This is a genomic window from Citrobacter sp. GW821-FHT07H02, assembly GCF_059418505.1.
This window is the reverse complement of sequence record NZ_JBWKPZ010000010.1, coordinates 42,096-65,630: the sequence shown is the minus strand read 5'-3', so window position 1 is coordinate 65,630 and position 23,535 is coordinate 42,096. Positions and strand designations below refer to the sequence as shown.

At 52.5% G+C, this 23,535-nt stretch carries 21 protein-coding genes; 6 read left to right on the top strand and 15 right to left on the bottom strand.

Annotated features, from left to right (window positions below):
• Window positions 1-2: 2 nt before the first annotated feature.
• The 7 genes from arnF to arnB are packed head-to-tail and all read right to left on the bottom strand — an operon-like array spanning window position 3 to window position 7,385.
• A complete protein-coding gene (gene arnF, locus AC07NP_RS12200; protein ID WP_494660633.1) occupies window positions 3-395 on the bottom strand; it encodes a 4-amino-4-deoxy-L-arabinose-phosphoundecaprenol flippase subunit ArnF in 393 nt (130 codons plus the stop codon).
• Window positions 395-730, bottom strand: a complete 336-nt coding sequence (gene arnE, locus AC07NP_RS12195) for a 4-amino-4-deoxy-L-arabinose-phosphoundecaprenol flippase subunit ArnE (RefSeq protein ID WP_494660632.1) — start codon at window positions 728-730, stop codon at window positions 395-397. Before arnE ends, arnF begins: the two co-directional genes overlap by 1 nt.
• Window positions 727-2,382: a lipid IV(A) 4-amino-4-deoxy-L-arabinosyltransferase gene (gene arnT, locus AC07NP_RS12190; RefSeq protein WP_494660669.1), complete on the bottom strand. Its 1,656-nt coding sequence runs from the start codon at window positions 2,380-2,382 to the stop codon at window positions 727-729. The genes arnE and arnT overlap by 4 nt, the downstream gene beginning before the upstream one ends.
• Window positions 2,382-3,281 carry a 4-deoxy-4-formamido-L-arabinose-phosphoundecaprenol deformylase gene (arnD, locus tag AC07NP_RS12185; protein ID WP_494660631.1) on the bottom strand — a complete coding sequence of 300 codons (900 nt, stop codon included), beginning with the start codon at window positions 3,279-3,281 and terminating at the stop codon, window positions 2,382-2,384. The genes arnT and arnD overlap by 1 nt, the downstream gene beginning before the upstream one ends.
• The gene (gene arnA / locus AC07NP_RS12180; protein ID WP_494660630.1) at window positions 3,278-5,263 is read right to left on the bottom strand and encodes a bifunctional UDP-4-amino-4-deoxy-L-arabinose formyltransferase/UDP-glucuronic acid oxidase ArnA; all 1,986 of its coding nucleotides are present in this window, start codon (window positions 5,261-5,263) and stop codon (window positions 3,278-3,280) included. The genes arnD and arnA overlap by 4 nt, the downstream gene beginning before the upstream one ends.
• Window positions 5,260-6,243 (bottom strand): undecaprenyl-phosphate 4-deoxy-4-formamido-L-arabinose transferase, encoded by a 984-nt coding sequence (gene arnC, locus AC07NP_RS12175; RefSeq protein WP_494660629.1) that lies wholly within the window; start codon window positions 6,241-6,243, stop codon window positions 5,260-5,262. Before arnC ends, arnA begins: the two co-directional genes overlap by 4 nt.
• Before the next feature lie 2 nt (window positions 6,244-6,245).
• Window positions 6,246-7,385: a UDP-4-amino-4-deoxy-L-arabinose aminotransferase gene (gene arnB, locus AC07NP_RS12170; RefSeq protein WP_494660668.1), complete on the bottom strand. Its 1,140-nt coding sequence runs from the start codon at window positions 7,383-7,385 to the stop codon at window positions 6,246-6,248.
• A 281-nt stretch (window positions 7,386-7,666) separates the two neighbouring features.
• Between arnB and AC07NP_RS12165 the strand changes: the two genes are divergently transcribed.
• Window positions 7,667-8,272, top strand: coding sequence for a histidine phosphatase family protein (locus AC07NP_RS12165; RefSeq protein ID WP_494660628.1), 606 nt, complete (start codon window positions 7,667-7,669; stop codon window positions 8,270-8,272).
• A 72-nt stretch (window positions 8,273-8,344) separates the two neighbouring features.
• On the opposite strand, the gene nudI is transcribed toward AC07NP_RS12165, so the two are convergent.
• Window positions 8,345-8,770 (bottom strand): nucleoside triphosphatase NudI, encoded by a 426-nt coding sequence (gene nudI / locus AC07NP_RS12160; RefSeq protein ID WP_192614381.1) that lies wholly within the window; start codon window positions 8,768-8,770, stop codon window positions 8,345-8,347.
• A gap of 273 nt (window positions 8,771-9,043) precedes the next feature.
• Between nudI and AC07NP_RS12155 the strand changes: the two genes are divergently transcribed.
• Together AC07NP_RS12155 and AC07NP_RS12150 are read left to right on the top strand one after the other, a co-directional pair.
• Window positions 9,044-9,586, top strand: a complete 543-nt coding sequence (locus AC07NP_RS12155) for a YfaZ family outer membrane protein (RefSeq protein WP_192612876.1) — start codon at window positions 9,044-9,046, stop codon at window positions 9,584-9,586.
• A gap of 128 nt (window positions 9,587-9,714) precedes the next feature.
• Window positions 9,715-10,911, top strand: coding sequence for a nicotinamide mononucleotide deamidase-related protein YfaY (locus AC07NP_RS12150; RefSeq protein WP_494660627.1), 1,197 nt, complete (start codon window positions 9,715-9,717; stop codon window positions 10,909-10,911).
• Window positions 10,912-10,954: 43 nt separating this feature from the next.
• Here the strand turns inward: AC07NP_RS12150 and glpC are convergent, their stop codons facing one another.
• From glpC to glpA, 3 genes are read right to left on the bottom strand one after another with little or no spacing between them, the layout of a single operon-like run.
• Entirely contained in the window at window positions 10,955-12,145 is a 1,191-nt protein-coding gene (gene glpC / locus AC07NP_RS12145; protein ID WP_192612870.1) for an anaerobic glycerol-3-phosphate dehydrogenase subunit GlpC, read from the bottom strand.
• Entirely contained in the window at window positions 12,142-13,401 is a 1,260-nt protein-coding gene (gene glpB, locus AC07NP_RS12140; protein WP_494660626.1) for a glycerol-3-phosphate dehydrogenase subunit GlpB, read from the bottom strand. Before glpB ends, glpC begins: the two co-directional genes overlap by 4 nt.
• Complete coding sequence (gene glpA / locus AC07NP_RS12135; RefSeq protein ID WP_494660625.1) at window positions 13,391-15,019, bottom strand: anaerobic glycerol-3-phosphate dehydrogenase subunit A; 1,629 nt, start codon at window positions 15,017-15,019, stop codon at window positions 13,391-13,393. The genes glpB and glpA overlap by 11 nt, the downstream gene beginning before the upstream one ends.
• Window positions 15,020-15,289: 270 nt before the next feature.
• Here glpA and glpT point away from each other — a divergent pair, with 270 nt between their 5' ends.
• From glpT to inaA, 3 genes are all read left to right on the top strand, one after another.
• A complete protein-coding gene (gene glpT / locus AC07NP_RS12130) occupies window positions 15,290-16,648 on the top strand; it encodes a glycerol-3-phosphate transporter (RefSeq protein ID WP_494660624.1) in 1,359 nt (452 codons plus the stop codon).
• Window positions 16,649-16,652: 4 nt separating this feature from the next.
• A complete protein-coding gene (gene glpQ, locus AC07NP_RS12125) occupies window positions 16,653-17,729 on the top strand; it encodes a glycerophosphodiester phosphodiesterase (RefSeq protein WP_494660623.1) in 1,077 nt (358 codons plus the stop codon).
• A 285-nt stretch (window positions 17,730-18,014) separates the two neighbouring features.
• Complete coding sequence (gene inaA, locus AC07NP_RS12120; protein ID WP_494660622.1) at window positions 18,015-18,665, top strand: lipopolysaccharide kinase InaA; 651 nt, start codon at window positions 18,015-18,017, stop codon at window positions 18,663-18,665.
• Between the two features lie 6 nt (window positions 18,666-18,671).
• Here the strand turns inward: inaA and yfaE are convergent, their stop codons facing one another.
• The 4 genes from yfaE to ubiG form a co-directional block, all read right to left on the bottom strand.
• Window positions 18,672-18,926 carry a class I ribonucleotide reductase maintenance protein YfaE gene (yfaE, locus tag AC07NP_RS12115; RefSeq protein WP_162379175.1) on the bottom strand — a complete coding sequence of 85 codons (255 nt, stop codon included), beginning with the start codon at window positions 18,924-18,926 and terminating at the stop codon, window positions 18,672-18,674.
• The gene (nrdB, locus tag AC07NP_RS12110) at window positions 18,926-20,056 is read right to left on the bottom strand and encodes a class Ia ribonucleoside-diphosphate reductase subunit beta (protein WP_203360599.1); all 1,131 of its coding nucleotides are present in this window, start codon (window positions 20,054-20,056) and stop codon (window positions 18,926-18,928) included. Before nrdB ends, yfaE begins: the two co-directional genes overlap by 1 nt.
• Window positions 20,057-20,177: 121 nt before the next feature.
• Complete coding sequence (gene nrdA, locus AC07NP_RS12105) at window positions 20,178-22,463, bottom strand: class 1a ribonucleoside-diphosphate reductase subunit alpha (RefSeq protein WP_203360600.1); 2,286 nt, start codon at window positions 22,461-22,463, stop codon at window positions 20,178-20,180.
• A gap of 334 nt (window positions 22,464-22,797) precedes the next feature.
• Complete coding sequence (gene ubiG, locus AC07NP_RS12100; RefSeq protein ID WP_203360601.1) at window positions 22,798-23,526, bottom strand: bifunctional 2-polyprenyl-6-hydroxyphenol methylase/3-demethylubiquinol 3-O-methyltransferase UbiG; 729 nt, start codon at window positions 23,524-23,526, stop codon at window positions 22,798-22,800.
• Between the last annotated feature and the right edge of the window lie 9 nt (window positions 23,527-23,535).

Below are 23,535 nucleotides of genomic sequence, written 5' to 3'. Positions count from 1 at the left end.
GCTCAGGTTCGGCGAGGGATTTTTTGTGCGGGTAAGAAAATGATCATTAGTCCGGCCATAATGCACGCAACGCCCAACAGTGCTTTCACAGAGAACGCGCCCTGCATCCCAGGCAGCACCATCGACGCAACCCAGACGAGAATATAACTGAGACTCAGCAAGGCGTATGCCTTACTGAGTTCGAGATGATGCAGTGCGTTATGCCAGCAAAAGACGGAAGCCAGATAGCCCAGCAGTCCGGAAAATAACGCGATAGCACTGGCGTGAGCGGCAAACAGTGCCGCAATGAAGGCACCTGGGTGCAGCATGGGCGGCAATGACGCCATGGCAAAGCCAAGACTCAGTTGGGCTGCCGACGTAATCAAAACGCTGAGAAGTCCCCACAGTAATCCCATTATACCGCGCTCCCAAGCACAAAAATGCCGGTGATAATCAGCCCGACGCCAAGCCAATGGCGAACAGAGACGGGCTCTTGCCAAATTTTCCAGGCGGCCAGAGTAACCCAGACAAAGTTAAGACTGAGCATCGGATAGGCAATGCCGACGGGAATCGTTTGCAAAACCAGTAACCACAGCACCATTGCCGAGCCGAGGCAGGCCAGAGCAAGACCGAGCCACAGGGCAATGTGGCGTTTTCGGTAGTGCGACTGAACCGGTCGGGTAGCCTGCTTCTGGCATAACTGTCCGCCAACGCTGAGCAAACTGGCCAGGATTAAGACAGGCCAGATCATTTGGGATAGTACTGAATTAGCACCAGACGCCCCTGATTATCAATATTATCGGCAGGTGGAATGGCAAGGTCATTGATGTCTTCATCTTTTGCAATTGAAAGCACGAGTGAAATTTTTCCCTCCTGACGATGTTGGCTAAGCCAGTCATTAAAATCAGCACGGCTGACAAAACGCCCTTTAGCGTCCGGATAATTGAGACCATATTTTAGCTCTCCTTTCTGCCCGTACATGATGATGTCATCACGCCGCAGACTCCAGGCCAGACCGGCCGCGACGCCGACGCCATCCGTCAGAATATAGCGACTCGTCATCAACGATTCCCGGGTCATCTCGACGAAAAACTGCGGTTGCTTCGACTCCATGACCCGGTCGGGGATCGAAAAACCAACGAAAATCGCCAGTCCCAGAGGGCTCAACGCAGAGAGCATCCACGTGTTGCGGGGATAACTCAGGGTATACCAGCCAAAAAATGTCCAGATGATGAAGATCCCCCATGAGCAAAAGACCTTGTACAACTCGATATGTTGCCAGATGGGGGATTTCAACGGTCCCCAGGGGGAAATAATAAAGGTCGCGACGATCCCAACAATGCCAAAGGCGATGTTAATCCAGGCATTGGCACGCAGTGAGCGGCTCTCTTTGTGTGCCGCCAGTTGGCCGTAATGCGCCATTAAGATGGCTAATGGTGCGAAACAGGAAAGCACATAGGTCGGCAATTTTCCCCTGGCGATGCTGAAAAAGAACAGCGGCATCACAATCCAGCATAACAAGTAGCCGGTGGTACGTGCGGGATCGCGGTTTTTCCAGCCAGCCCACAGTGAACCGGGGAGCAGCCCCAGCCACGGAAGGCTTCCCGCAATTAACACGGGCAGGTAGTACCAGACAGGGGCTTTATGTTGGGCGTCGTCCATCGCAAAACGTTGAATGTGCTCGACCCAGAAGAAATAGTGCCAGAAATCCGGCTCGCGCAGGGCGATGGCAATCCCCCACGGGAGTACGATTGCAGTACAGCCCAGGATCGCCAGCCAGCCGTAAATGAACAGATCGCTCCAGCGTTTTTGGACTACTACCCACGGTAAAACGCTCACGACCGGAACGGCCAGGGCAAGAAAACCCTTGGTCATCACCCCCATGCCGCATGTCACGCCCAACAAGAGAAACGCGATGATTTTTGTCTTTGTTGACGTTGCCTGCATCCCTTCCCAGAAACAGCACATACCGGCCATTAACCACAGGGCGATGATCGGGTCGAGTACGGCAAAGGTGCCAATACTGTACACCGCAAACATCGTCAGATAGATAATGCAGGCGAAGGCGGCAGTGCGTTTATCTTGCCAGAGTCGGAATGCAAGCCAGCCCACCAGTAATGTGGTGAGTAATGTTGCAACAATAACACCGGCCCGAACGCCAAAATTGGTGGTGCCAAATAACCACTGCCCGAGACTATTGAGCCAATAACCGGCAACGGGTTTTTCAAAATAGCGTAGTCCCAGAAAATGCGGGACTACCCAGTCGCCGGACGCCAGCATCTCACGGCTGATTTCGGCGTAGCGTGATTCATCAGGCTGCCAGAGCAGGCGACTGTTGATGGGGAGAATATAGTAGAGCGTAAATAACGCGGCGAATGCCAGATAATAACGTAGAGATTTCATCACGTGTCACTCACCTGTTGCTGGCAGCCCAGCCAGCCTTCACGGCCTGCGATTTTGCCACGACCAATTTTCCCCACTGGTAATGCCTCCGGCGTGGCCGGAAGTAAATCGCCAAGCGGACAGAAAGTAATACCCGCCGCCGCCGCACGAATGAGCAGGTCTTCAAATTCCTGATGATGAGCAATACCTTCAACCTCGGCGTGAATGGTATAGACCGGTGTTCCTTCGCTCATCGATATGCGGGAGAGGAGCCAGGCATTGAATTCATCTGCCTTCACTTCCCGTCCTACAACTTCATCCCAGGTGGGGAGCGTAACGGGGATCTGCGGTGTGCCAGCTTGACCTGAATCGAGTACGGGGCGAAATAATGACGAACCCCGACAGTCGCTGTTATAGCGCAAATGGAAAGTTTCTTTTGCATGAACGACGCGCTGGTCGGCACGCCAGCCCGCGACGGCGGAGCAGGTGACCGGTCGTCCGGTTAACGCCTCCAGCGCGGTGATGCCACGTGAGATATCGTTAATGAGCGTGTAATCATCCCAGTTTCCGCTGTGGGTCTGCCAGGCATGATGATCCCAGGCGTGCAGCCCCGTTTCGTGGCGCGCGGCGGTTTCGCGGATAATCTGTGCATTTGCACGCCCAATCTCTTTACCCGGCCAGGCAGTGCCAGCCAGCAGGATATCCCAGCCATAAAGCGATGCTGCGTTCGAACGCAGCATTTTCCACAAAAACTGGGGCTTCACGAGACGCCAGAGATGGCGCCCCATGTTGTCGGGTCCGACGCTGAAGAAAAAACTTGCCCGAATATGATATCGGTTCAATGTTTCTAACAGACGGGGTACGCCTTCACGCGTCCCCCTGAAGGTATCGACATCAATACGCAAGCCCACTTTTGTCATGATGCGTGTTCCGTTATATCCACGCTACGCAAGAAGAAGTCCAGCGTCTCTTCTACGGTTTCATCCATAGCAATGGACGGTTCCCAATCCAGGCAGCGTTTTGCATTACGGATATTGGGTTTGCGGTGCTCGACGTCCTGATAACCTTTACCGTAGTAGGTGCTGCTTTCGACGACCCGGAAACCGGCAAACGGCGGGAAATGCTGGCGCAGCGGGTGTTTCTCGAAGCTGCTGAGCAACATTTCCGCCAGTTCCTGAATGCTCGCTTCATTATCCGGGTTACCGATGTTAATAATTTCACCTTCGCAACGGCCCCCTTCATTTTCAATGATGCGGAATAACGCCTCAATGCCATCGCGAATATCGGTAAAGCAACGTTTCTGTTTTCCGCCTTCAATGAGCTTAATGGGAGAACCTTCGACCAGGTTCAGGATCAACTGGGTGATGGCGCGCGAACTGCCGATGCGGGCGGCATCGAGGCTGTCCAGGCGCGGGCCCATCCAGTTGAAAGGACGAAAGAGGGTAAACCGTAATCCTTCTTTCTCGCCGTATGCCCAAATCACGCGGTCCAGCAATTGCTTAGAAACCGAGTAAATCCAGCGCGGTTTATTCACCGGGCCGACAATGAGATTCGAACTATCCTCATCAAACATCTTATCCGTACACATGCCGTAGACTTCAGATGTTGACGGGAAAATAATCCGCTTACGGTATTTCACGCAGTAACGGATGATTCTCAGGTTCTCTTCAAAATCCAGCTCAAAGACGCGCAGCGGGTTACGGGTGTACTCAATCGGGGTCGCAATCGCCACCAGTGGCAGCACGACATCGCATTTTTTGACATGGTATTCAATCCATTCGGAATGAATGCTGATGTCACCTTCCACAAAATGAAAGCGCGGATGATTGAGAAAACGGCCAATCGCATCGCTGCCAATGTCCAGACCATAAACTTCGTAGTTCTCTTCCCGCAGCAATCGTTCGGTCAAATGATTACCAATAAAACCGTTCACACCGAGGATCAGCACGCGGGTAGGCCGTGTAGCGGTTGAAACAGACTGTGTATTCAGGCGAGAACCCGCCACCAGGCCCAATGCCAGCGCCAGCTGCGAGCCTTGCATATAGATACCGTCACCGGCTTGCCCGGTGACAATCTCCAGTGCGCCATCCGCGCAGGCGATAAGCAACGGCGCGATGGAAATCACCGTTCCCGCCGGATGGTTAACTGCCATCCTGGGATGTACGCGTGATGACCAGACCGTGAACTTTTGGGTGCCGACGTAGCTAAACGCGCCAGGCCAGGGATCTGACACCGCACGAACCATATTGTGTAATTCTGTTGCCGGTTTATTCCAGTCAAGGCAGCTGTCTTCTGGTGTGCGACGGCCATAACAACTGGCGTCGGACTCCCGCTGAGGAATCTCTTCAATGTGCCCGTTTTTAATGGCGGGCAGAATGTTTACCAGTAACTGGCGGGCTGCCTGACATAATTTTCGGTGCAGGGTAATCGCGACGTCTTCCGGTGCGATGGCAACGTGTTGCTGAGCGACAATTGCCCCCGCATCAGCGCGTTTCACCATCCGGTGAAGCGTCACGCCAGTTTCGGTTTCGCCATTGACCAACACCCAGTTCAGCGGCGCACGCCCCCGGTATTTGGGCAGCAGTGAACCGTGAAGATTGAATGCACCTGCCGGCGAGAGGGACAAAATGTCATCGCTCAGCAAATGGCGGTAGTAGAATGAGAAAATAACCTCAGGGGCGAGCTGGCGAATACGCTCAGTCCAGATAGGATGGTTGACGTCATCCGGAGCAAAAACCGGGATACCGGCATCCGCACCCAGGCGGGAAACCGAGCCAAAAAACGCTTTTTCTGAGGGGTTATCAGCGTGGGTAAAAATGGCGGTTATTTCATAACCTGCGTCCAGTAATGCCTCAATTCCCTGACATCCCATATCGTGATACGCGAAGACGACGGCTTTCATGCGTGACTTTCCTCAGTTGACTGCGGGTTTTGTGGACGGATAACGTGCTGAACAAAATAGCGGGGACGGGCGCGTACATCGTTATAGATGCGTCCAATATATTCACCGAGTAACCCCATACCGATGAACTGCGCGCCGATAAACGTAAACAGGACGGCAAACAGCATAAAGACCCCTTCTGCGGCCCACTGAGGTCCGAGCGTCAGTCGAAGCACGACGAGAAGTACCGCCAGAATAAAGCCGGAAGCGGCGATCACGCTGCCCAACAGGCTTAACATGCGTAACGGCGTGGTTGTCAGGCAGGTCACCAGGTCGTACATCAAATTGATCAGGCGCATGAAGCTGTATTTGGAATCGCCAAATTCGCGTTCTGCGTGATGCACCGGAATTTCTGTGGCCCGGCGGGCGAAAATATTGGCAAGAATGGGGATGAACGTACTGCGCTCCTGGCAATGCAGCATGGCGTCGACAATGTGCCGACGATAAGCACGCAGCATGCAACCATAGTCTCCCATGGCTTTGCCCGTTGTCCGTTGAATCAAATTATTGATCATTCGGGAGGCTGTTTTGCGAAACAGACTGTCCTGCCGGTTTTGACGCACCGTTCCAACGACATCAAATCCTTCCTCTGCGGTGGCCACCAGACGCGGGATCTCTTCCGGCGGATTTTGTAAATCGGCGTCCAGCGTGATCACCAAATCCCCTGTGACGTGACTGAAACCGGCCATAATGGCGGAATGTTGACCATAGTTGCGATTCAATAAGACGGCTACGATGTGGCTCTCTTCACCCTGAGACGCGTTGATCAGCAGCTCTGCAGAGTTGTCGCTGCTGCCGTCATCCACCAGCAAAATTTCGTACTCTTTGCCGAGCTGTTGGCATGCGGCGTTGGTTCGTCTGATCAGTTCAGGCAGGCTCTCCTGTTCGTTATAGACAGGAATTACAACAGACACTTTCTTAATGGGGGCAGCGTCAAACATGATTATTGTCCCACCAGCTGTTGAAGCGCCGTAATGACGCGGTCGGTATCATCGGAAGTCATATCAGGGAATAACGGCAGTGAGCAGATGCGGGCACTGTTCCATTCGGTATTCGCCAGCTGCAGATTTTTGAACTGCTCACGGTAATATTTTTGCGTGTGTGCGGCCCGGAAATGTAAACCCGTACCAATTCCGCGGGACTTAAGCGCTTCCATTAACGCGTCCCGACCCATTCCACAACGCGTTTCATCTACGCGGATAATAAACAGATGCCAGGCATGAACGTGCGCCCAGGAAGGCTGAGCCAGCGGTTGAAAGGGAGTATTCGCCAGCGCCTGTTGATAGCGCAGGGCTATCTCCGCCCGACGGGCATTAAGTTGCTCCAGCTTACGCAACTGCACCAGAGCGATAGCCGCATTAATATCGGTCAAATTGTATTTAAACCCGGGATCGAGGACTTCAGCCTGCGGCGCCCGGCCATAGGTTTGTCGGTCATAGGCATCAACGCCAAGACCGTGAAACTTAAGGCTACGAAGCTGTTGAGCGAGATGTTTATCATCCGTCACAATTAACCCGCCTTCGGCGCAGGTGACGTTTTTGATGGCGTGGAAGGAGAAAATGGCGGTGCCGCGCCAGCCGACATGATGCCCCTTATACCGGGTGCCTGTAGCATGGGCGGCGTCTTCAATAATCGGAATACCATAACGCTCGCCAATCGCGTAAATAGCGTCCATATCGGCCGGTGCGCCTGCGTAATGTACCGGGATAATGGCTTTAGTACGGGGCGTGATCGCGGATTCGATTTGCTCCGGCGTGACCATCAACGTGTCGCTGTCAATATCGATCATCACGGGCGTCGCGCCCAGCAACACAATCATGTTGAGTGTGGAAACCCAGGTCATTGACGGTGTAATCACCTCGTCGCCTGCACCGATGCCAAGCGCCATGAGCGTGATGTGCATTCCGGCGGTGGCAGAACTCACGGCAATGGCGTGTTGGTTTCCGGTTAGCGTACAGAAGGCGTCTTCTAACGCCTGGTTTTTGGGACCGGTCGTTATCCATCCAGAGTCAAGAACTTCCCGGACAGCGGTAAGTTCTTCCTCACCCATCGCTGGGCGAGAAAAAGGCAAAAAGTCAGACATCATATTTCCTTTAGCCATAAATCGCTGTCACCCCTTATATTCAAAGAGGATAAAGAGCAGAACGAAAGGGTAGTTATTTCATTTGGTCATGCAGATTAAAGATTGAATATTAATTTAACCTTAAGAACTTAAGATGAATGAAAAATAATAAAATATTTTTGTTTTTATCTATTTATCTTTTGCCTTTATCGTTTTTTTAAGGCATTTTGCGCACATTCCTGGATTTATTTTTGAGCTGGCCTGGTAACGTGGTTTATCAGTTATAATGAGTGGAAATTATCGTGTTAGCATTAACCCTAAGTTCAGTAAAATCTAAAAAAATTGTCACTATCATGATGATGGTGTTCGCGCTTCTGGCTGGTCTCAGCACCCGTTTAGCCTGGAGTAGTAATGGATTGCCACGGATCGATAGCGAGACGCTCGCGGCCATCGCCCAGCATCATCCCGTAGTGGTGCTATATCGCCACGCTGAGCGCTGCGATCGCTCTGATAATAAATGTCTGTCGGATCAAACCGGGATCACCGTCAACGGCGCGCATAACGCCAGAGAGCGTGGCAAAATGTTTAGTGCCAATATTGCAGATTACGATCTCTATTCCAGCGATGCCGTACGTACAATCCAGTCTGCGACCTGGTTTTCCGCTGACAAGAAGGTCACTGTCGATAAAAATATGCAAAAATGTGGGCACAGTATTTATGGTTCAATTGAAGCATTACAGGAGAAGTCAAAAAATAAAAATGTGGTGATATTTACGCACAATCATTGTTTATCTTATATTGCGAAGGATAAACGCGGCGTCAAATTTGAACCTGACTATCTGGATGCGCTGGTGATGCATTCTGAGAATGGAAAGTTAATCCTGGATGGTGAACTCGTTTCCAGATAAGTAGACTGTATGAGGTTATTATGACAGCGTGGGGAATGTCGCCATAATAACCTTTAAATATGTCTGGTCTAATTACAACAGACCTTTTAACGATAACGTCTTACGGGTGGCGACATTGAGGTCGTAGCCTGCAAGGTCTTCCGGTTTTACCCACGCCCAGTCCTGGAACTCTTCATTAATCTGCACATCACGATTCGCTGAAATGCAGTCAAAAATAAGATAAATCATATAGATTTCTTCCTGACGACCATCCGCATACGTCTTGGTTCGAATATCATCGCTGAACGTCCACGGGGTAATATCGGTCAGGATTAGCTTCTCGCCAAGTTCTTCCCTGACTTCCCGGCGCAGCGCTTCTTCGATCCGTTCGCCTGGTTCAACGCCGCCGCCGGATAGCGCCCACTGACCGGGAAATACACCACGGTCGTCGGCCATTTTGCATAATAGATAACAGCCATCATTCTGAATTAACGGGCAAACAATAGTCCTTTGACGCATCGATATATTCCTTGCAGGAGAGGGAGAAGGGCAGATAAAGAATACGGGACCCGGTGCACCTGTGGAAGAAGTTATTTAGCCATAAAGCGAGCCTCAACACGATTATTGTTTCTGGCAATTTAAAGTTTGTAACCATTTAGAAACGTTATGAGTAGTATTTGGTTACAATATGCCATCGGATCGCTTTTTTAGATCATTGATTCCTGAAGCACTGGCAGTACAATCCTGCGGTTTTGGGTTCTTCAATTTATTTGCTTGCTGGAAAGGGAAAAAATGAAAAAAAGCGTGTTATTCGGTCTTGCTGGGATACTGTTTGTTTCTGCGTCGGCGAATGCAATCAGTATTAGCGGCCAGGCTGGCGAAGAGTACACTAACCTCGCTGTTGGTATCGGTACTGAATCTTCCGGACTGGCGTTGAGCGGTAACTGGATGCATAGCGACGACGACGGCGATACGGCGGGCCTTGGCCTTGGTGTGAACATCCCGTTGGGCCCGTTTATGGCAACAGTTGGTGGGAAAGGTCTTTGGACCAACCCGCAAGATAACGATGAAGGCTATGCTGCTGCGGTAGGCGGTGGTTTACAGTGGAAGATCGGCCAAAACTTTAACCTGTTTGGCGAGTATTACTACTCTCCGGACTCGCTCTCCAGCGGAATTGAGAGCTATGAAGAGGCAAATGCAGGGGCGCGTTTAAACATTCTGCGTCCGCTGAGCATCGAGGCTGGATACCGTTATTTGACCCTCACAGGTAAAGACGGCGCTCCTGATAACACGATTGCTGATGGCCCGTATGTAGGTGTGAGTGCCAGCTTCTGATCCTGATGGCGCGACGCCCGTCGCGCCTGCTTTATCCTGTTCACCCGTTCCCTCCTCTTTGTTTCTTACCCCCTCTCTGTACGCTTTGCGTTATATACTCCTCATACTTCAAGTTGCAGGAGAACACGATGTTAAACGTGGAGATGTTATCCACCGGGGATGAAGTGTTGCACGGACAAATCGTGGACACCAATGCCGCCTGGCTGGCTGATTTTTTCTTTAACCAGGGAGTGCCGTTATCACGCCGAAATACGGTGGGTGACAACCTTGACGATCTGGTGGCGGTATTACGTGAACGTAGCGAACATGCCGATGTGCTGATCGTCAACGGCGGTCTGGGGCCTACCAGCGATGACCTGAGTGCGCTGGCCGCGGCGACGGCAAAAGGTGAAGGGCTTGTGCTTCATGAGGCATGGCTTGCCGAAATGGAGCGATTCTTCCGCGATCGCGGGCGAGTCATGGCTCCCGCCAACCGCAAGCAAGCTGAACTGCCTGCCAGCGCCGAGTTTATCAATAACCCGGTGGGGACGGCGTGCGGATTCGCCCTGAAGCTCAATCGTTGTCTGATGTTTTTTACGCCGGGCGTCCCGTCTGAATTTAAAGTGATGGTCGAACATGAAATTCTGCCGCGTTTGCGTGAGCGTTTTTCACTGTCTGAACCTCCGCTTTGTCTGCGTTTGACTACGTTCGGGCGCTCGGAAAGCGACCTTGCACAGAGTCTTGATGCGTTGGCGCTGCCGCCAGGGGTCACGATGGGGTATCGATCATCGATGCCGATCATTGAGCTGAAACTCACCGGGCCAGACACGCAGCGAGAAGCGATGCAGGCGATATGGCCGCAGGTCAAACATGTCGCCGGGCAAAGCATGATTTTTGAAGGCACCGAAGGATTACCTGCGCAAATTGCCCATTGCTTACAAGAGAGTCAACTGAGTCTGACCCTGAGTGAGCAATATACCGGCGGCCTGTTAGCGCTTCAGCTATCACGAGCGGGCGCGCCGTTGCTTGCCAGCGAAGTGGTGCCCTCTCAGGAAGAAACGCTGGATCAGACCGCACACTGGACAACGGAGCGACGCAGCAAGCATTACGCCGGGCTGGCATTAGCCGTTTCAGGGCTCGAAAACGAACACCTCAATTTTGCGCTGGCGACACCGGAAGGCACGTTTGCTTTACGTGTACATCTCAGCGCCAATCGGCACAGTTTGCAGGTGCGTCAGGAGGTCTGCGCCATGATGGCGTTGAACATGTTACGTCGCTGGTTAAACGGGATGGACATCGCCAGTGAACATGGCTGGATTGAGGTGGTTGAATCGCTGACGGTTTAGCTCTGTAATACCCGATGGCGTAGCACCATCGGGTAAAACGCCGTTAACCCAGCGCTTGTGCCAACAGCGTGATCGGATGTTCGCAGCGTTTGCTGGTGGACATCTCGATTTGCCATTTACAGGTTTCGCAGTCGGTGACCACGATATCTGCGCCGCTCTCTTCAATCTGCTGAAACAGCGGGGCGCCGATAGACTGCGATGTCGGGTAGTTTTCCTTTTTAAAACCGTATGTACCGGCAATCCCGCAACACTGGGAATCCAGCACGGTTAACTCCAGACCCGGAATTTTGCGCAGCAACTCCAGCGTGTAGAGCGTCCAGCCCATTTTTTCCATATGGCACGGCGTGTGGTAGACCACTTTGAGCGGTAGTGTTTTCAGCGGCAGGGTTTTCCCTTCATCCAGTTTGCGCCACAGCCAGCGGGTCGCCAGCTCAATGTGCTCACGCAAGCCCGCGTTATCCACGTCCAGCACTTCGGGATACTCATCGCGCAGGGCAAAGGTACAGGTTGAAGAGGTGGCAATTACCGGAATGCCTTTCACACCGATGGCTTCGCGCAGCGACTCAACATTGCTGATCGCCTGTTTGCGCGCTTTGTCGGTAAAACCATTGGCGATCAGCGGCACGCCGCAGCATTTCTCTTTACTTAGCAATTGTACGCCGGTGCCCATCGCATTGAGCACCTTAATCAAATCTTTACCCAGCTGCGGATGGTTGTAGTTAACGAAACAGCCGTGGAAGAAAGCGACCTGATCTTTGTATTGCGATTGTTGCGCCGCCACGCTGCGGTACCAGCGACGGAAAGTGCCAAAAGAGTATTTCGGCAGAGTGCGGCGATGATCGATTTTCAGCGCATAATCAAGCAACTGACGTACGGGCTTCAACGATGTGGCCGTATTCACTACCGGCGCGAACGGCGTGGAGACGCTGCCCATCAGGTCGGTATGGCTCAGAATGAAGTTACGCAGCGATGGACGCGTGGTGTCATATTTCGCGCGTGCGCGCTGGATGATATCGCCAATTTTGACGTCCGACGGGCAGGCCACTTCACAGCGCTTGCAGTTGATACAGTATTTCAGCGCTTCGTCATACAGCGCACCGTCTTTCAGGCGCAGACGCTCACCGTCCGGCCCGGCCTGTTTGGGGCCAGGATAGCTGGGATTGACCCGACTCACTGGGCACGCGGTGGTGCACACCGTGCATTTGATACAACTTTCAAAACGCGTGTCGCTCATTGCTGGCCTCCTGCACGTTCTGCTATTTGATGAGCGGCATGTAATGCACTGACTGCGCATACGCCGCCGCCACAGCCCTGGGCGATAGGGTCGAAACCACTGAGCACTGAACCTACGGCAAACAGGTTCTCTACTGTTTTACCGGCAAGCGATGGACGAAGCGCGCTATCGGTGGTAACGCCAAACTGTTGCCATGGCTGCGGGTCAAAGAAATCACGTTGATACCATTCGGCGCGGGTTGCCGTTTGTTGAACATCCAGCCCGAGAATAGGTTCGCGAATACCCTCGCGACCGGCTACCAGACCACTGCTAAAGAAACTGCCGCTGGCGAGCACCGCAAAGCGAGGGCGCAGTGGAATATCGGCATGGTTGCGGGTCCAGATTTCGCTCACGACGCCATTTTTACAGGTCACTTTTTTCACTTCATCACCCGGCATCCAGATCCCGCCCTGGCGCACGAACTGACGCTGCAGTTGGTTGTGCAGACGCATGCCCAGAACGGAAGGCGGTAGGGTGGGAAGTAGCATCAGCGAACAAGGTAACTGTTCATTAAGCCAGCGCCAGAGTGTATCGTCCACCAGTCCGAAGCAGGCTGGCATAATGATCATCTCGCCGGATTTCGCGACCGGCAGCAACGCTTCATACAAAAGCTGCCACTTTTCTTTGTTATCCAGCAAACGGGCGATGTTCACCGCGCGAAATTCGGTCGGGTTATCGCGCAGAACATCCAGTTCGGGGAGTTCAATTTCTGCGGTTTCGACCTCAAGGCCGAGTTGGCGCAAAGAGGCGGCCGCAAGGTGCGCCTGAAAATCCAGCAGGCCGCTTACCCCCACCACACGAATGCGTTGGGCGGCAAGCGGCCAGACTGGCACTTCCGGTGAACTGAGCCAGGTCGTTCGCAAGGTGCCCAGCGGTGTGACACGCTGATGCGCTTGCAAAACGTCGCCGTGTAAACGGGCGCCGCACGCTTCCAGCAAGTCCTGCGCTTGTTGTGCCAGATTCAGCACATGTTGCGAGCCGATGGTGGAGTAGGGATGAGCTGGTGCTTGCGCCTGCAATAATTCCAGACCCGTTTTGATATCGGTGACGGGCTGACCATCCGGCAACGTGCTCAGGAGATCCAACGAACCGGAGGAAAAATGCAGCGCGCTTTGACCACGGGTGACGATAGCGCAGCGTAATCCGCTTTTTTGCAGTTGCAGGCCGCACAGTAATCCGGCGAGGCCACCGCCCATAATGACCGTATCAAATTTCATTCTGCTGCTCCTTCTCCAGGCCGCATAATCCCTGATATACCCAGCGGGTGAATTCACTCTCGCGCAGTGCGTCACCCCAGGCAATAGGTTGTACCCCTTTCCAGCGTTCGTTGAGGAATTCAGAAAGCTGGGTGATAGATTGCGCGGCGGTGGTGACATTAAAACGTTGTAGCAGACCGGCGGCACGACAGGCGCACAGTTCGCCCTGACAGGTTCCCATCCCGACACGGGTACGACGACGTAAATCCAGCAGGCTGTTCACCGTTAAATTTTCGACTGCGTACTGAACCTCACCGGCAGTGACCGCTTCGCATTCACAGACCAGACTGCGATGCTGACGCCCTTCGCTGAGCCATGCTGGCGTACGATCGCCATGGCGATAGATGGCAGAACCGCGCAACGGTGCGGGCAGGGAAATGATGCGGCGTAGCGTATTTTCAGTGGGTTCCTGCGAGCCAGGCAGCGCGGTTTGCGCCGTGACGCAGGGACGGCTGTTGCCCAGTTTGCGGCAAACGGCGTCGGTTGCCCATTCCGCCATCAGGCGGTAGGTCATCAGCTTCCCGCCGGTAATAGTGATAAAGCCGTCCAGACCATCACGTTCGGCGTGGTCAAACAGCACGATGCCACGGCTGACGTTACGTCCGCTCGGATCATCGTCACTGGCGACCAGCGGGCGCACACCGGAGTATGCGCGTAGAATGCGCGTTTTCGCCATTACTGGTGCCAGCTTCTCACCTTCGCGCAGCAGGATATCAACCTCTTCGGCGGTCACGCGGTTGCTGTCAATCTCGTTGTAATCGATATGTGTCGAGGTCGTACCGATGAGTGAAATGGTATCGCCGGGGACCAGAATATCGGCATCGGACGGTTTACGGCAGCGGTTGATCACATGCTGGTTAATACGGTGATCCATGATCAGCAGCGAGCCTTTCGCCGGGAACATGCGGATACTGAGGTCGGCATACTCGGCGATGCGCTGACCCCAAATTCCGGCGGCGTTCACCACGACCGGCGCGTGCAGAGACTGGGTTTCGCCTGTCAGATGGTTGCGCACGTTGACGCCACACACCGTTGCCCCTTCGCGAATTAACCCGGTCACTTCGTGCGCCGTCAAAATAGTTGCGCCATGCTCTTTCGCGTCCAGCATGTTGGCGGCGGTCAAACGGAAAGGATCAACCGTGCCATCCGGCACTTTTACGGCACCGATCAGCGCGGGGTTTACCGCAGGTTCAATGATTCGCGCCTGTTGGGGATCAATCGCCTCAGCGCGGATCCCAGCCTCTTCACAGGCGCGAATAAAGGTGGCCTGAAAGGATAATTCATCTTCTGGCAGAGTAATGAAAAGGCCATCAGTCGGCTCTACGCAATGGCGGGCGATCCTTTTCAGGATCTGATTTTCGCTAATACACTCGCGCGCGGATTCGGCATCCGTCACCGCGTAACGCGCGCCGCTGTGCAGCAACCCGTGGTTACGGCCTGTTGCGCCAGTCGCGATGTCATGGCGTTCTACTAAGATGACGCGCAATCCGCGCAGCGCACAGTCACGGGCGATCCCTGCACCCGTGGCCCCTCCGCCAATGATAATCACGTCACCTGATTGCGAGTCGCGCGTTTTCATTGTTTTTCCTCATTGTTCGTTTTTTTATCATTTAGCCACATAAAAATCATGGTTTGTTTGATTTCGCGCATAATCGCGCATTATTCGAAAATGAAACGTGATTTCGTGCGCCTTTTTGAACATTTGTCATAATTCCGTAACAATATGTGCTGTAATTCACATTAACGACATGTATCTTTCCTTAACATCGCGGCCACACTGGGAGCAGAGGGGCTGTTTGAACGAACTGCGGTGTCTATCTCAAACTAAATACGGCCACGGAGGCTACATATGTTAAGTATTTTTAAACCCGCGTCGCACAGTGCGCGTTTGCCAGCGGCGGAGATCGACCCGACGTATCGTCGATTGCGCTGGCAAATATTTTTGGGGATTTTCTTTGGCTACGCTGCGTACTATCTGGTACGTAAAAACTTTGCTCTGGCGATGCCGTATCTGGTCGAGCAGGGCTTTTCCCGTGGCGATCTTGGTTTTGCCTTGTCCGGGATCTCTATCGCTTATGGTTTTTCAAAGTTCATCATGGGGTCAGTTTCTGACCGTTCGAATCCACGCGTGTTCCTGCCTGCGGGCCTGATACTGGCGGCAGCAGTCATGTTGTTCATGGGCTTTGTACCGTGGGCAACGTCCAGTATCGCCATTATGTTCGTTCTGTTGTTCCTCTGCGGCTGGTTCCAGGGGATGGGATGGCCGCCGTGTGGCCGCACGATGGTGCACTGGTGGTCACAGAAAGAGCGTGGCGGTATTGTTTCTGTCTGGAACTGCGCGCATAACGTGGGCGGCGGTATTCCACCGCTGCTGTTCCTGCTGGGTATGGCCTGGTTTAACGACTGGAAAGCGGCGCTTTACATGCCGGCGTTCGGTGCGATTGTTATCGCGCTCTTTGCCTTTGCCATGATGCGCGATACCCCGCAATCCTGTGGCTTACCGCCTATCGAAGAGTACAAAAACGACTACCCGGACGATTACAACGAAAATGCAGAAGAAGAGCTGACGGCGAAGCAAATCTTTATGCAGTACGTGTTGCCGAACAAACTGTTGTGGTACATCGCGATTGCTAACGTGTTTGTCTATCTGCTGCGCTACGGCATCCTCGACTGGTCGCCGACCTATCTGAAGGAAGTGAAACATTTCGCGCTGGATAAATCCTCCTGGGCTTACTTCCTTTATGAATATGCCGGTATTCCGGGCACGCTGCTGTGCGGCTGGATGTCGGATAAAGTCTTCCGTGGTAACCGTGGGGCAACCGGCGTGTTCTTTATGACGCTGGTGACTATCGCCACTATCGTCTACTGGATGAACCCGGCGGGTAATCCAGGTGTGGATATGGCATGTATGATCGTTATCGGCTTCCTTATCTATGGCCCGGTCATGCTGATTGGTTTGCACGCTCTGGAACTGGCACCGAAAAAAGCGGCAGGTACAGCGGCGGGCTTTACCGGCTTGTTCGGTTATCTGGGTGGCTCCGTGGCGGCGAGCGCCATTGTGGGTTACACCGTTGACTTCTTCGGCTGGGACGGCGGCTTCATGGTGATGATCGGCGGCAGCGTGCTGGCGGTGATTCTGCTCGTTGTTGTGATGATTGGCGAAAAACGTCATCACGAAGAGCTGACGCTGAAACGCAGCGGGAGTTAATCAAATGAAAACGACGCTAAAGAACCTGAGCATGGCGCTGATGATGGCCGGAATGGTGATGGGAAGCAGCGCTGTTGCAGCCGACAACAGCGACAAAATTGTGATCGCGCATCGCGGCGCCAGTGGCTATCTGCCTGAGCATACGTTGCCAGCCAAAGCGATGGCGTATGCGCAAGGCGCAGATTATCTGGAACAAGATCTGGTGATGACCAAGGACGACCATTTAGTCGTCCTCCATGACCATTATCTTGACCGGGTCACCGATGTTGCCGAACGCTTTCCAGACCGTGCGCGTAAAGACGGTCGTTACTACGCCATCGACTTCACGCTGGATGAAATTAAGTCGCTGAAATTTACCGAAGGCTTCGACATTGAAAACGGTAAGAAAGTGCAGACTTATCCAGGGCGTTTCCCGATGGGGAAATCTGATTTCCGTGTTCATACCTTTGAAGAAGAGATCGAGTTTGTTCAGGGATTGAATCACTCGACCGGTAAGAACATCGGTATTTATCCGGAAATGAAAGCACCGTGGTTCCATCACCAGGAAGGGAAGGACATCGCGGCGAAGACGCTGGAAGTACTGAAAAAGTACGGTTACACCGGTAAAAAGGATAACGTCTATTTGCAGTGTTTTGATGTGGCGGAACTGAAACGCATCAAACATGAGCTGGAACCGAAAATGGGGATGGATCTCAACCTGGTTCAGCTGATTGCGTACACTGACTGGAACGAAACACAGCAGAAACAGGCGGATGGCAGTTGGGTGAATTACAGCTACGACTGGATGTTTAAGCCAGGTGCGATGAAGCAAATCGCGGAATATGCTGATGGCATCGGCCCAGACTACCATATGCTGGTTGATGAAAAGTCTAAGAAAGGGAATATCCGGCTGACAGGCATGGTACAGGACGCTCATCAGAATAAGATGGTAGTGCATCCTTTTACCGTTCGTGCTGACCAGCTTCCGGACTATGCGACTGACGTAAACCAGCTTTACGACATTCTGTATAACCAGGCCGGTGTTGACGGGTTGTTCACCGACTTCCCGGATAAAGCGGTCATGTTCCTGAATAAAAAATAACGGCTCGCGCGGATAGCGCATCGAAACTGCACCCCAAAGGTGGAAAGTCCACTGAGTAAGGTGCAGTTTTTTTTACTCAAAGGTTGCTAATGAATTCTCTGAGTTAGTCGGAAATAAATCATCATTTGAAGTGTGTTTTGATTATGAATGAAATGAATTATGGCGACACATTGGTGTTTTACGCAGAAATCCACCATTCAGCACGAATATCTTAAGATTTACTTAACTTAAACATTTATATTATCGCCTGAAATATTATCGGGTCAGAATAACGGGCGGTAGGGTATGACATTGTCAGCAACACACAACGAATTTGAGCGCTGGTGGGCAACAGAAGGCGATTGGGTCGAAGAACCTAACTACCGTCGTAATGGAATGAGTGGTGTGCAGTGCGTGGAGCGTAACGGCAAGAAAGTTTATGTTAAACGCATGACCCAACACCTGTTCCACTCTGTCCGTTATCCTTTCGGTCGCCCGACCATTGTTCGTGAAATCGCGGTAATCAAAAAGTTGAAAAGCGCGGGCGTTATCGTGCCTGAGATAATCTTTGGCGAAGCGACAAAAGTAGAGGGTGAATGGCGTGCACTGCTGGTCACAGAAGACATGGCGGGCTTTATCAGTATCGCTGACTGGTATCATCAACATGCCGAGACGCCATTTCCTGATGATGTGCGTGAAGCCATGCTGAAAGCCGTTGCTGTCGCCTTTAAAAAGATGCACAGCGTGAATCGCCAGCACGGGTGCTGCTACGTTCGTCATATCTACGTGAAAACTGACGGTACGGTTGAGGCCGGTTTCCTGGATCTTGAGAAAAGCCGTCGTCGTTTACGTCGCCATAAAGCGGCTAATCATGATTTTTCACAGCTGGAAAAGTATCTTGATCCGATCCCGAAAGCGGATTGGGAACACGTGAAAGCGCATTACTACACGCTGTAACGCACACTACATTTCAAGTTCGATATCTCCTCTTGCCTTGCAACAGCAGGGCAAGATTTCCCCTGGTTGAACAAAGGCCAGAGGCTCTGCAATCCAGTCAACCTGACCTGCGACCAGTCGAATTCGGCAGGAACCGCAATAACCTTCCCGGCACTGATACTCTACGTTGACGTTATGCGATTCGAGCGCGGTGAGCAGGGAAGGATGTTCATCCTGGCACAGCAATTGTGTGCCAGTGATGCGAAGAGTAACGCGTCCCATCAGAGCTGGAAGTTGCTCAGGTCGTCGGTGTCGACTTCGGAGTCGATCTGCCCGACCAGGTAAGAGCTGACTTCGACTTCCTGCGGCGCAACCTGCACGTTATCAGAGACCAGCCAGGTGTTGATCCAGGGGATCGGGTTTGAACGCGTTTTAAAGGGCAGATCCAGCCCAACCGCCTGCATACGAATATTGGTGATGTACTCGACGTACTGGCACAGAATATCTTTATTCAGACCAATCATTGAGCCGTCGCGGAACAGATAATCGGCCCACTCTTTTTCCTGCTGTGCGGCCAGCACAAACAGGTCATAGCACTCTTGCTGGCACTCTTGAGCAATTTCCGCCATTTCCGGATCGTCGACACCGCTACGTAGCAGATTAAGCATATGCTGTGTTCCGGTCAGATGCAGCGCTTCATCACGGGCGATCAGGCGAATGATTTTGGCGTTACCTTCCATCAATTTGCGTTCTGCAAAGGCAAAAGAGCAGGCAAAGCTGACATAGAAACGGATGGCTTCCAGGGCGTTAACACTCATCAGACACAGGTACAGCTGTTTTTTCAACGCGCGCAGATTGACGGTCACGGTTTTGCCGTTCACGTTGTGGGTGCCTTCGCCCAGCAGATGCCAGTAGCTGGTCATTTCAATCAATTCGTCGTAGTAATGCGAAATACCTTCCGCACGTTTCTGAATCTGCTCGTTAGTGACGATGTCATCAAAAACAACGGCCGGCTCGTTAACGATATTACGAATAATATGGGTGTACGAACGAGAGTGGATCGTCTCGGAGAAGGCCCATGTTTCTACCCAGGTTTCCAGCTCAGGAATGGAGATGAGCGGCAGGAGCGCCACGTTTGGGCTGCGTCCCTGGATAGAATCCAGCAATGTCTGATACTTCAGGTTGCTGATAAAAATATGTTTTTCGTGATCGGGCAAGGAGTGGTAGTCGATACGATCGCGAGAAACGTCAACTTCTTCCGGACGCCAGAAAAACGAGAGCTGCTTTTCGATCAGCTTTTCGAAGATGTCATATTTTTGCTGATCGTAGCGTGCCACGTTGACCGGCTGACCGAAAAACATCGGCTCTTTGAGCTGGTCGTTTTTCGTCTGTGAAAATGTGGTATATGCCATTGAAGTGAGTCCTGTAGGAGTGTAATGCCGGGTAGCGCTTCGCTTACCCGGCCTACAACGCCTCGAAATGTTTTGTAGGCCGGATAAGGCGTATACGCTTTATCCGGCAAAAGGCAACAAATTAAATCTTACATGCGCCGCTTTCGCAGCCGTCATCCTGAATAGAAGGCGCCAGATCGTCCTGCGCATCTTCTGCACCGTCACGCGTGTTGTGATAGTACAGCGTTTTCACGCCAAATTTATAGGCGGTAAGCAGGTCTTTCAACAACTGTTGCATCGGCACTTTGCCAGACGGGAAACGCGTCGGGTCGTAGTTGGTATTGGCTGAAATCGCCTGATCGATAAATTTCTGCATGATGCCGACCAGTTGCAGGTAACCGTCGTTATTCGGCATTTCCCACAGCAGCTCATACGCGTCTTTCAGCGATTCATAATCAGGGACTACCTGGCGCAGAACGCCATCCTTCGAGGCCTTGATACTGACATGACCGCGCGGCGGCTCAATGCCGTTGGTGGCATTGGAGATCTGCGAAGAGGTCTCGGACGGCATCAAAGCTGAAAGCGTGGAGTTACGCAGACCGTGCGTCTTGACGGATTCGCGCAGGGCTTCCCAGTCAAGGTGCAGCGGTTCATTGACGACCGCATCGAGATCTTTCTTATAGGTGTCGATCGGCAGGATGCCTTGCGCGTAGGTGGTTTCGTTAAACCACGGGCAGGCGCCTTGCTCTTTCGCCAGTTCATTAGAGGCTTTCAGCAGGTAATACTGAATGGCTTCAAACGTTTTGTGCGTCAGGTTATTGGCGCTGCCGTCAGAGTAACGTTTTCCGTTTTTAGCCAGCCAGTAAGCGTAGTTGATCACGCCAATACCGAGGGTACGACGGCCCATCGCACCGCGTTTGGCGGCCGGGATCGGGTAGTCCTGATAGTCCAGCAGCGCATCCAGCGCACGGACGGCCAGCACGGCAAGCTCTTCCAGTTCATCCAGGCTATTGATTGCACCCAGATTGAATGCGGAAAGGGTACACAGCGCAATTTCGCCGTTCTCATCGTTGACGTCAGTCAGCGGCTTGGTCGGCAGTGCGATTTCCAGACACAGGTTAGACTGGCGTACCGGCGCAACCTGAGGATCAAACGGGCTGTGGGTGTTGCAGTGGTCGACGTTCTGAATATAGATACGGCCTGTAGAAGCACGCTCCTGCATCATCAGTGAGAACAACTCAACAGCCTTAACACGTTGCTTACGGATGCTGTCGTCTTTTTCGTATCGGGTGTACAGGCGCTCAAATTCATCCTGATCGGCAAAGAAAGCATCGTACAGACCCGGGACGTCAGACGGGCTGAACAGGGTAATGTCTTCGCCTTTCAGCAGACGGGTATACATCAGTTTGTTGATTTGTACGCCGTAGTCCATGTGGCGCACGCGGTTGCCTTCAACGCCACGGTTGTTTTTCAGCACCAGCAGGCTTTCGACTTCCAGATGCCACATCGGGTAGAACAGCGTTGCCGCACCGCCGCGCACGCCGCCCTGAGAGCAGGATTTCACCGCCGTCTGGAAGTGTTTGTAGAACGGGATACAACCGGTGTGGAAGGCTTCACCGCCGCGAATCGGGCTACCCAGCGCACGGATGCGACCGGCGTTGATACCGATACCGGCACGCTGGGAAACGTATTTCACAATCGCGCTGGAGGTGGCATTGATGGAATCCAGGCTGTCGCCGCACTCGATCAGCACACAGGAGCTGAACTGACGCGTCGGGGTACGCACGCCAGACATGATCGGCGTTGGCAGAGAAATCTTGAACGTGGAGACCGCGTCGTAAAAACGTTTGACGTATTCGAGACGGGTTTCACGCGGATAGTTAGAGAACAGGCAAGCCGCAACCAGAATATAGAGGAACTGCGCGCTTTCGTAGATTTCACCGGTGACGCGGTTTTGTACCAGGTATTTACCTTCTAACTGCTTCACTGCGGCGTAGGAGAAGGTCATATCGCGGTCATGCACGATAAACGAATCCATCTGCTTGAACTCTTCTTCCGTGTAGTCTTCCAGCAGATGATTGTCGTATTTACCCATCTCAACCATTTTAGTGACATGATCGAACAGTTTGGGCGGTTCAAACTCACCATACGCTTTCTTACGCAGATGGAAGATCGCCAGACGCGCAGCCAGATACTGATAATCCGGAGCGTCGCGCGAGATCAGATCCGCAGCAGCTTTGATGATCGTTTCGTGAATATCGGAGGTCTTAATACCGTCGTAAAATTGAATGTGGGAGCGCAGTTCAACCTGAGAAATCGATACGTTATTCAGTCCTTCTGCCGCCCAATCCAGAACTCGGTGGATTTTGTCGAGATTGATGCGCTCTGTACTACCATCACGCTTTGTCACCAGCAGACTCTGATTCATGTTTTACCTGTCCGTGAAAGAAAAAATATCCCCTGGCTTATCCACTTGTGACTAACTCTGTGGATAAATACTATATATAGGGGTTGGGTGTTAAATGAAACGCTATATGGTGAGTATTCTAGTAGGGATTCTTTTCAGTACAAGAGTTGATTTTGAGGTTAAATTGAGGTTGCAAAAGGGTAAGAAACGCTAAGTGCGCGTCTTATAAGGCCTGGAGGCCATGTCAAGATTTCGCGAAAAAAAATGAAAATTTGATCGAGTGCTGATTTCTTCGGCTAAGAAAAAGATTGCGCCTTATGACGCAGCGCAATCTTTATAAGAATAGTTGATGACGTTAGTCGTTTTTGGCCGTTGTATGCAACATGTAGTTAACATCAACGCCTGGGCCTAACTTGAACGAATTGGTGATCGGATTGTAATGCAACCCGGTCATGTGACGTTCTTTGAGTTCCGTCTGATCAACCCAGCTTAACAGTTCAGCCGGTTTAATAAATTTTTTCACATCGTGCGTACCTTTGGGCACCATGCGCAAAATATACTCAGCGCCCACAACGGCCATTAACCAGGATTTCCCGTTGCGATTCAGCGTGGAGAAAAAGACCTCGCCGCCGGGTTTCACTAACTGCGCGCACGCCCTGACGACCGATTGCGGATCAGGAACATGCTCCAGCATTTCCATACAGGTCACGACATCGTACTGATGCGCATGTTTCGCCGCATGTTCCTCGACGGTTTCCTGCACGTATTCCACCTGGATGCCGCTTTCCAGCGCATGCAATTTTGCCACCTGTAGCGGCTCAAAGCCCATATCGAGACCAGTGACCGTTGCGCCCTCACGCGCCATGCTCTCTGCCAGAATGCCCCCGCCACAACCGACATCGAGCACCTTTTTACCAAACAGGCCGCCTGAGCGCTCGGTAATGTAGCCCAGACGCAAAGGGTTAATGCGGTGCAGAGGCTTAAATTCTCCCTCAAGATCCCACCAGCGCGACGCGACTGCTTCAAACTTGGCAATTTCTTCATGGTCAACGTTGTGGGTTACCGGGGGTTTTTCGGCATTCATGGGTGCTTC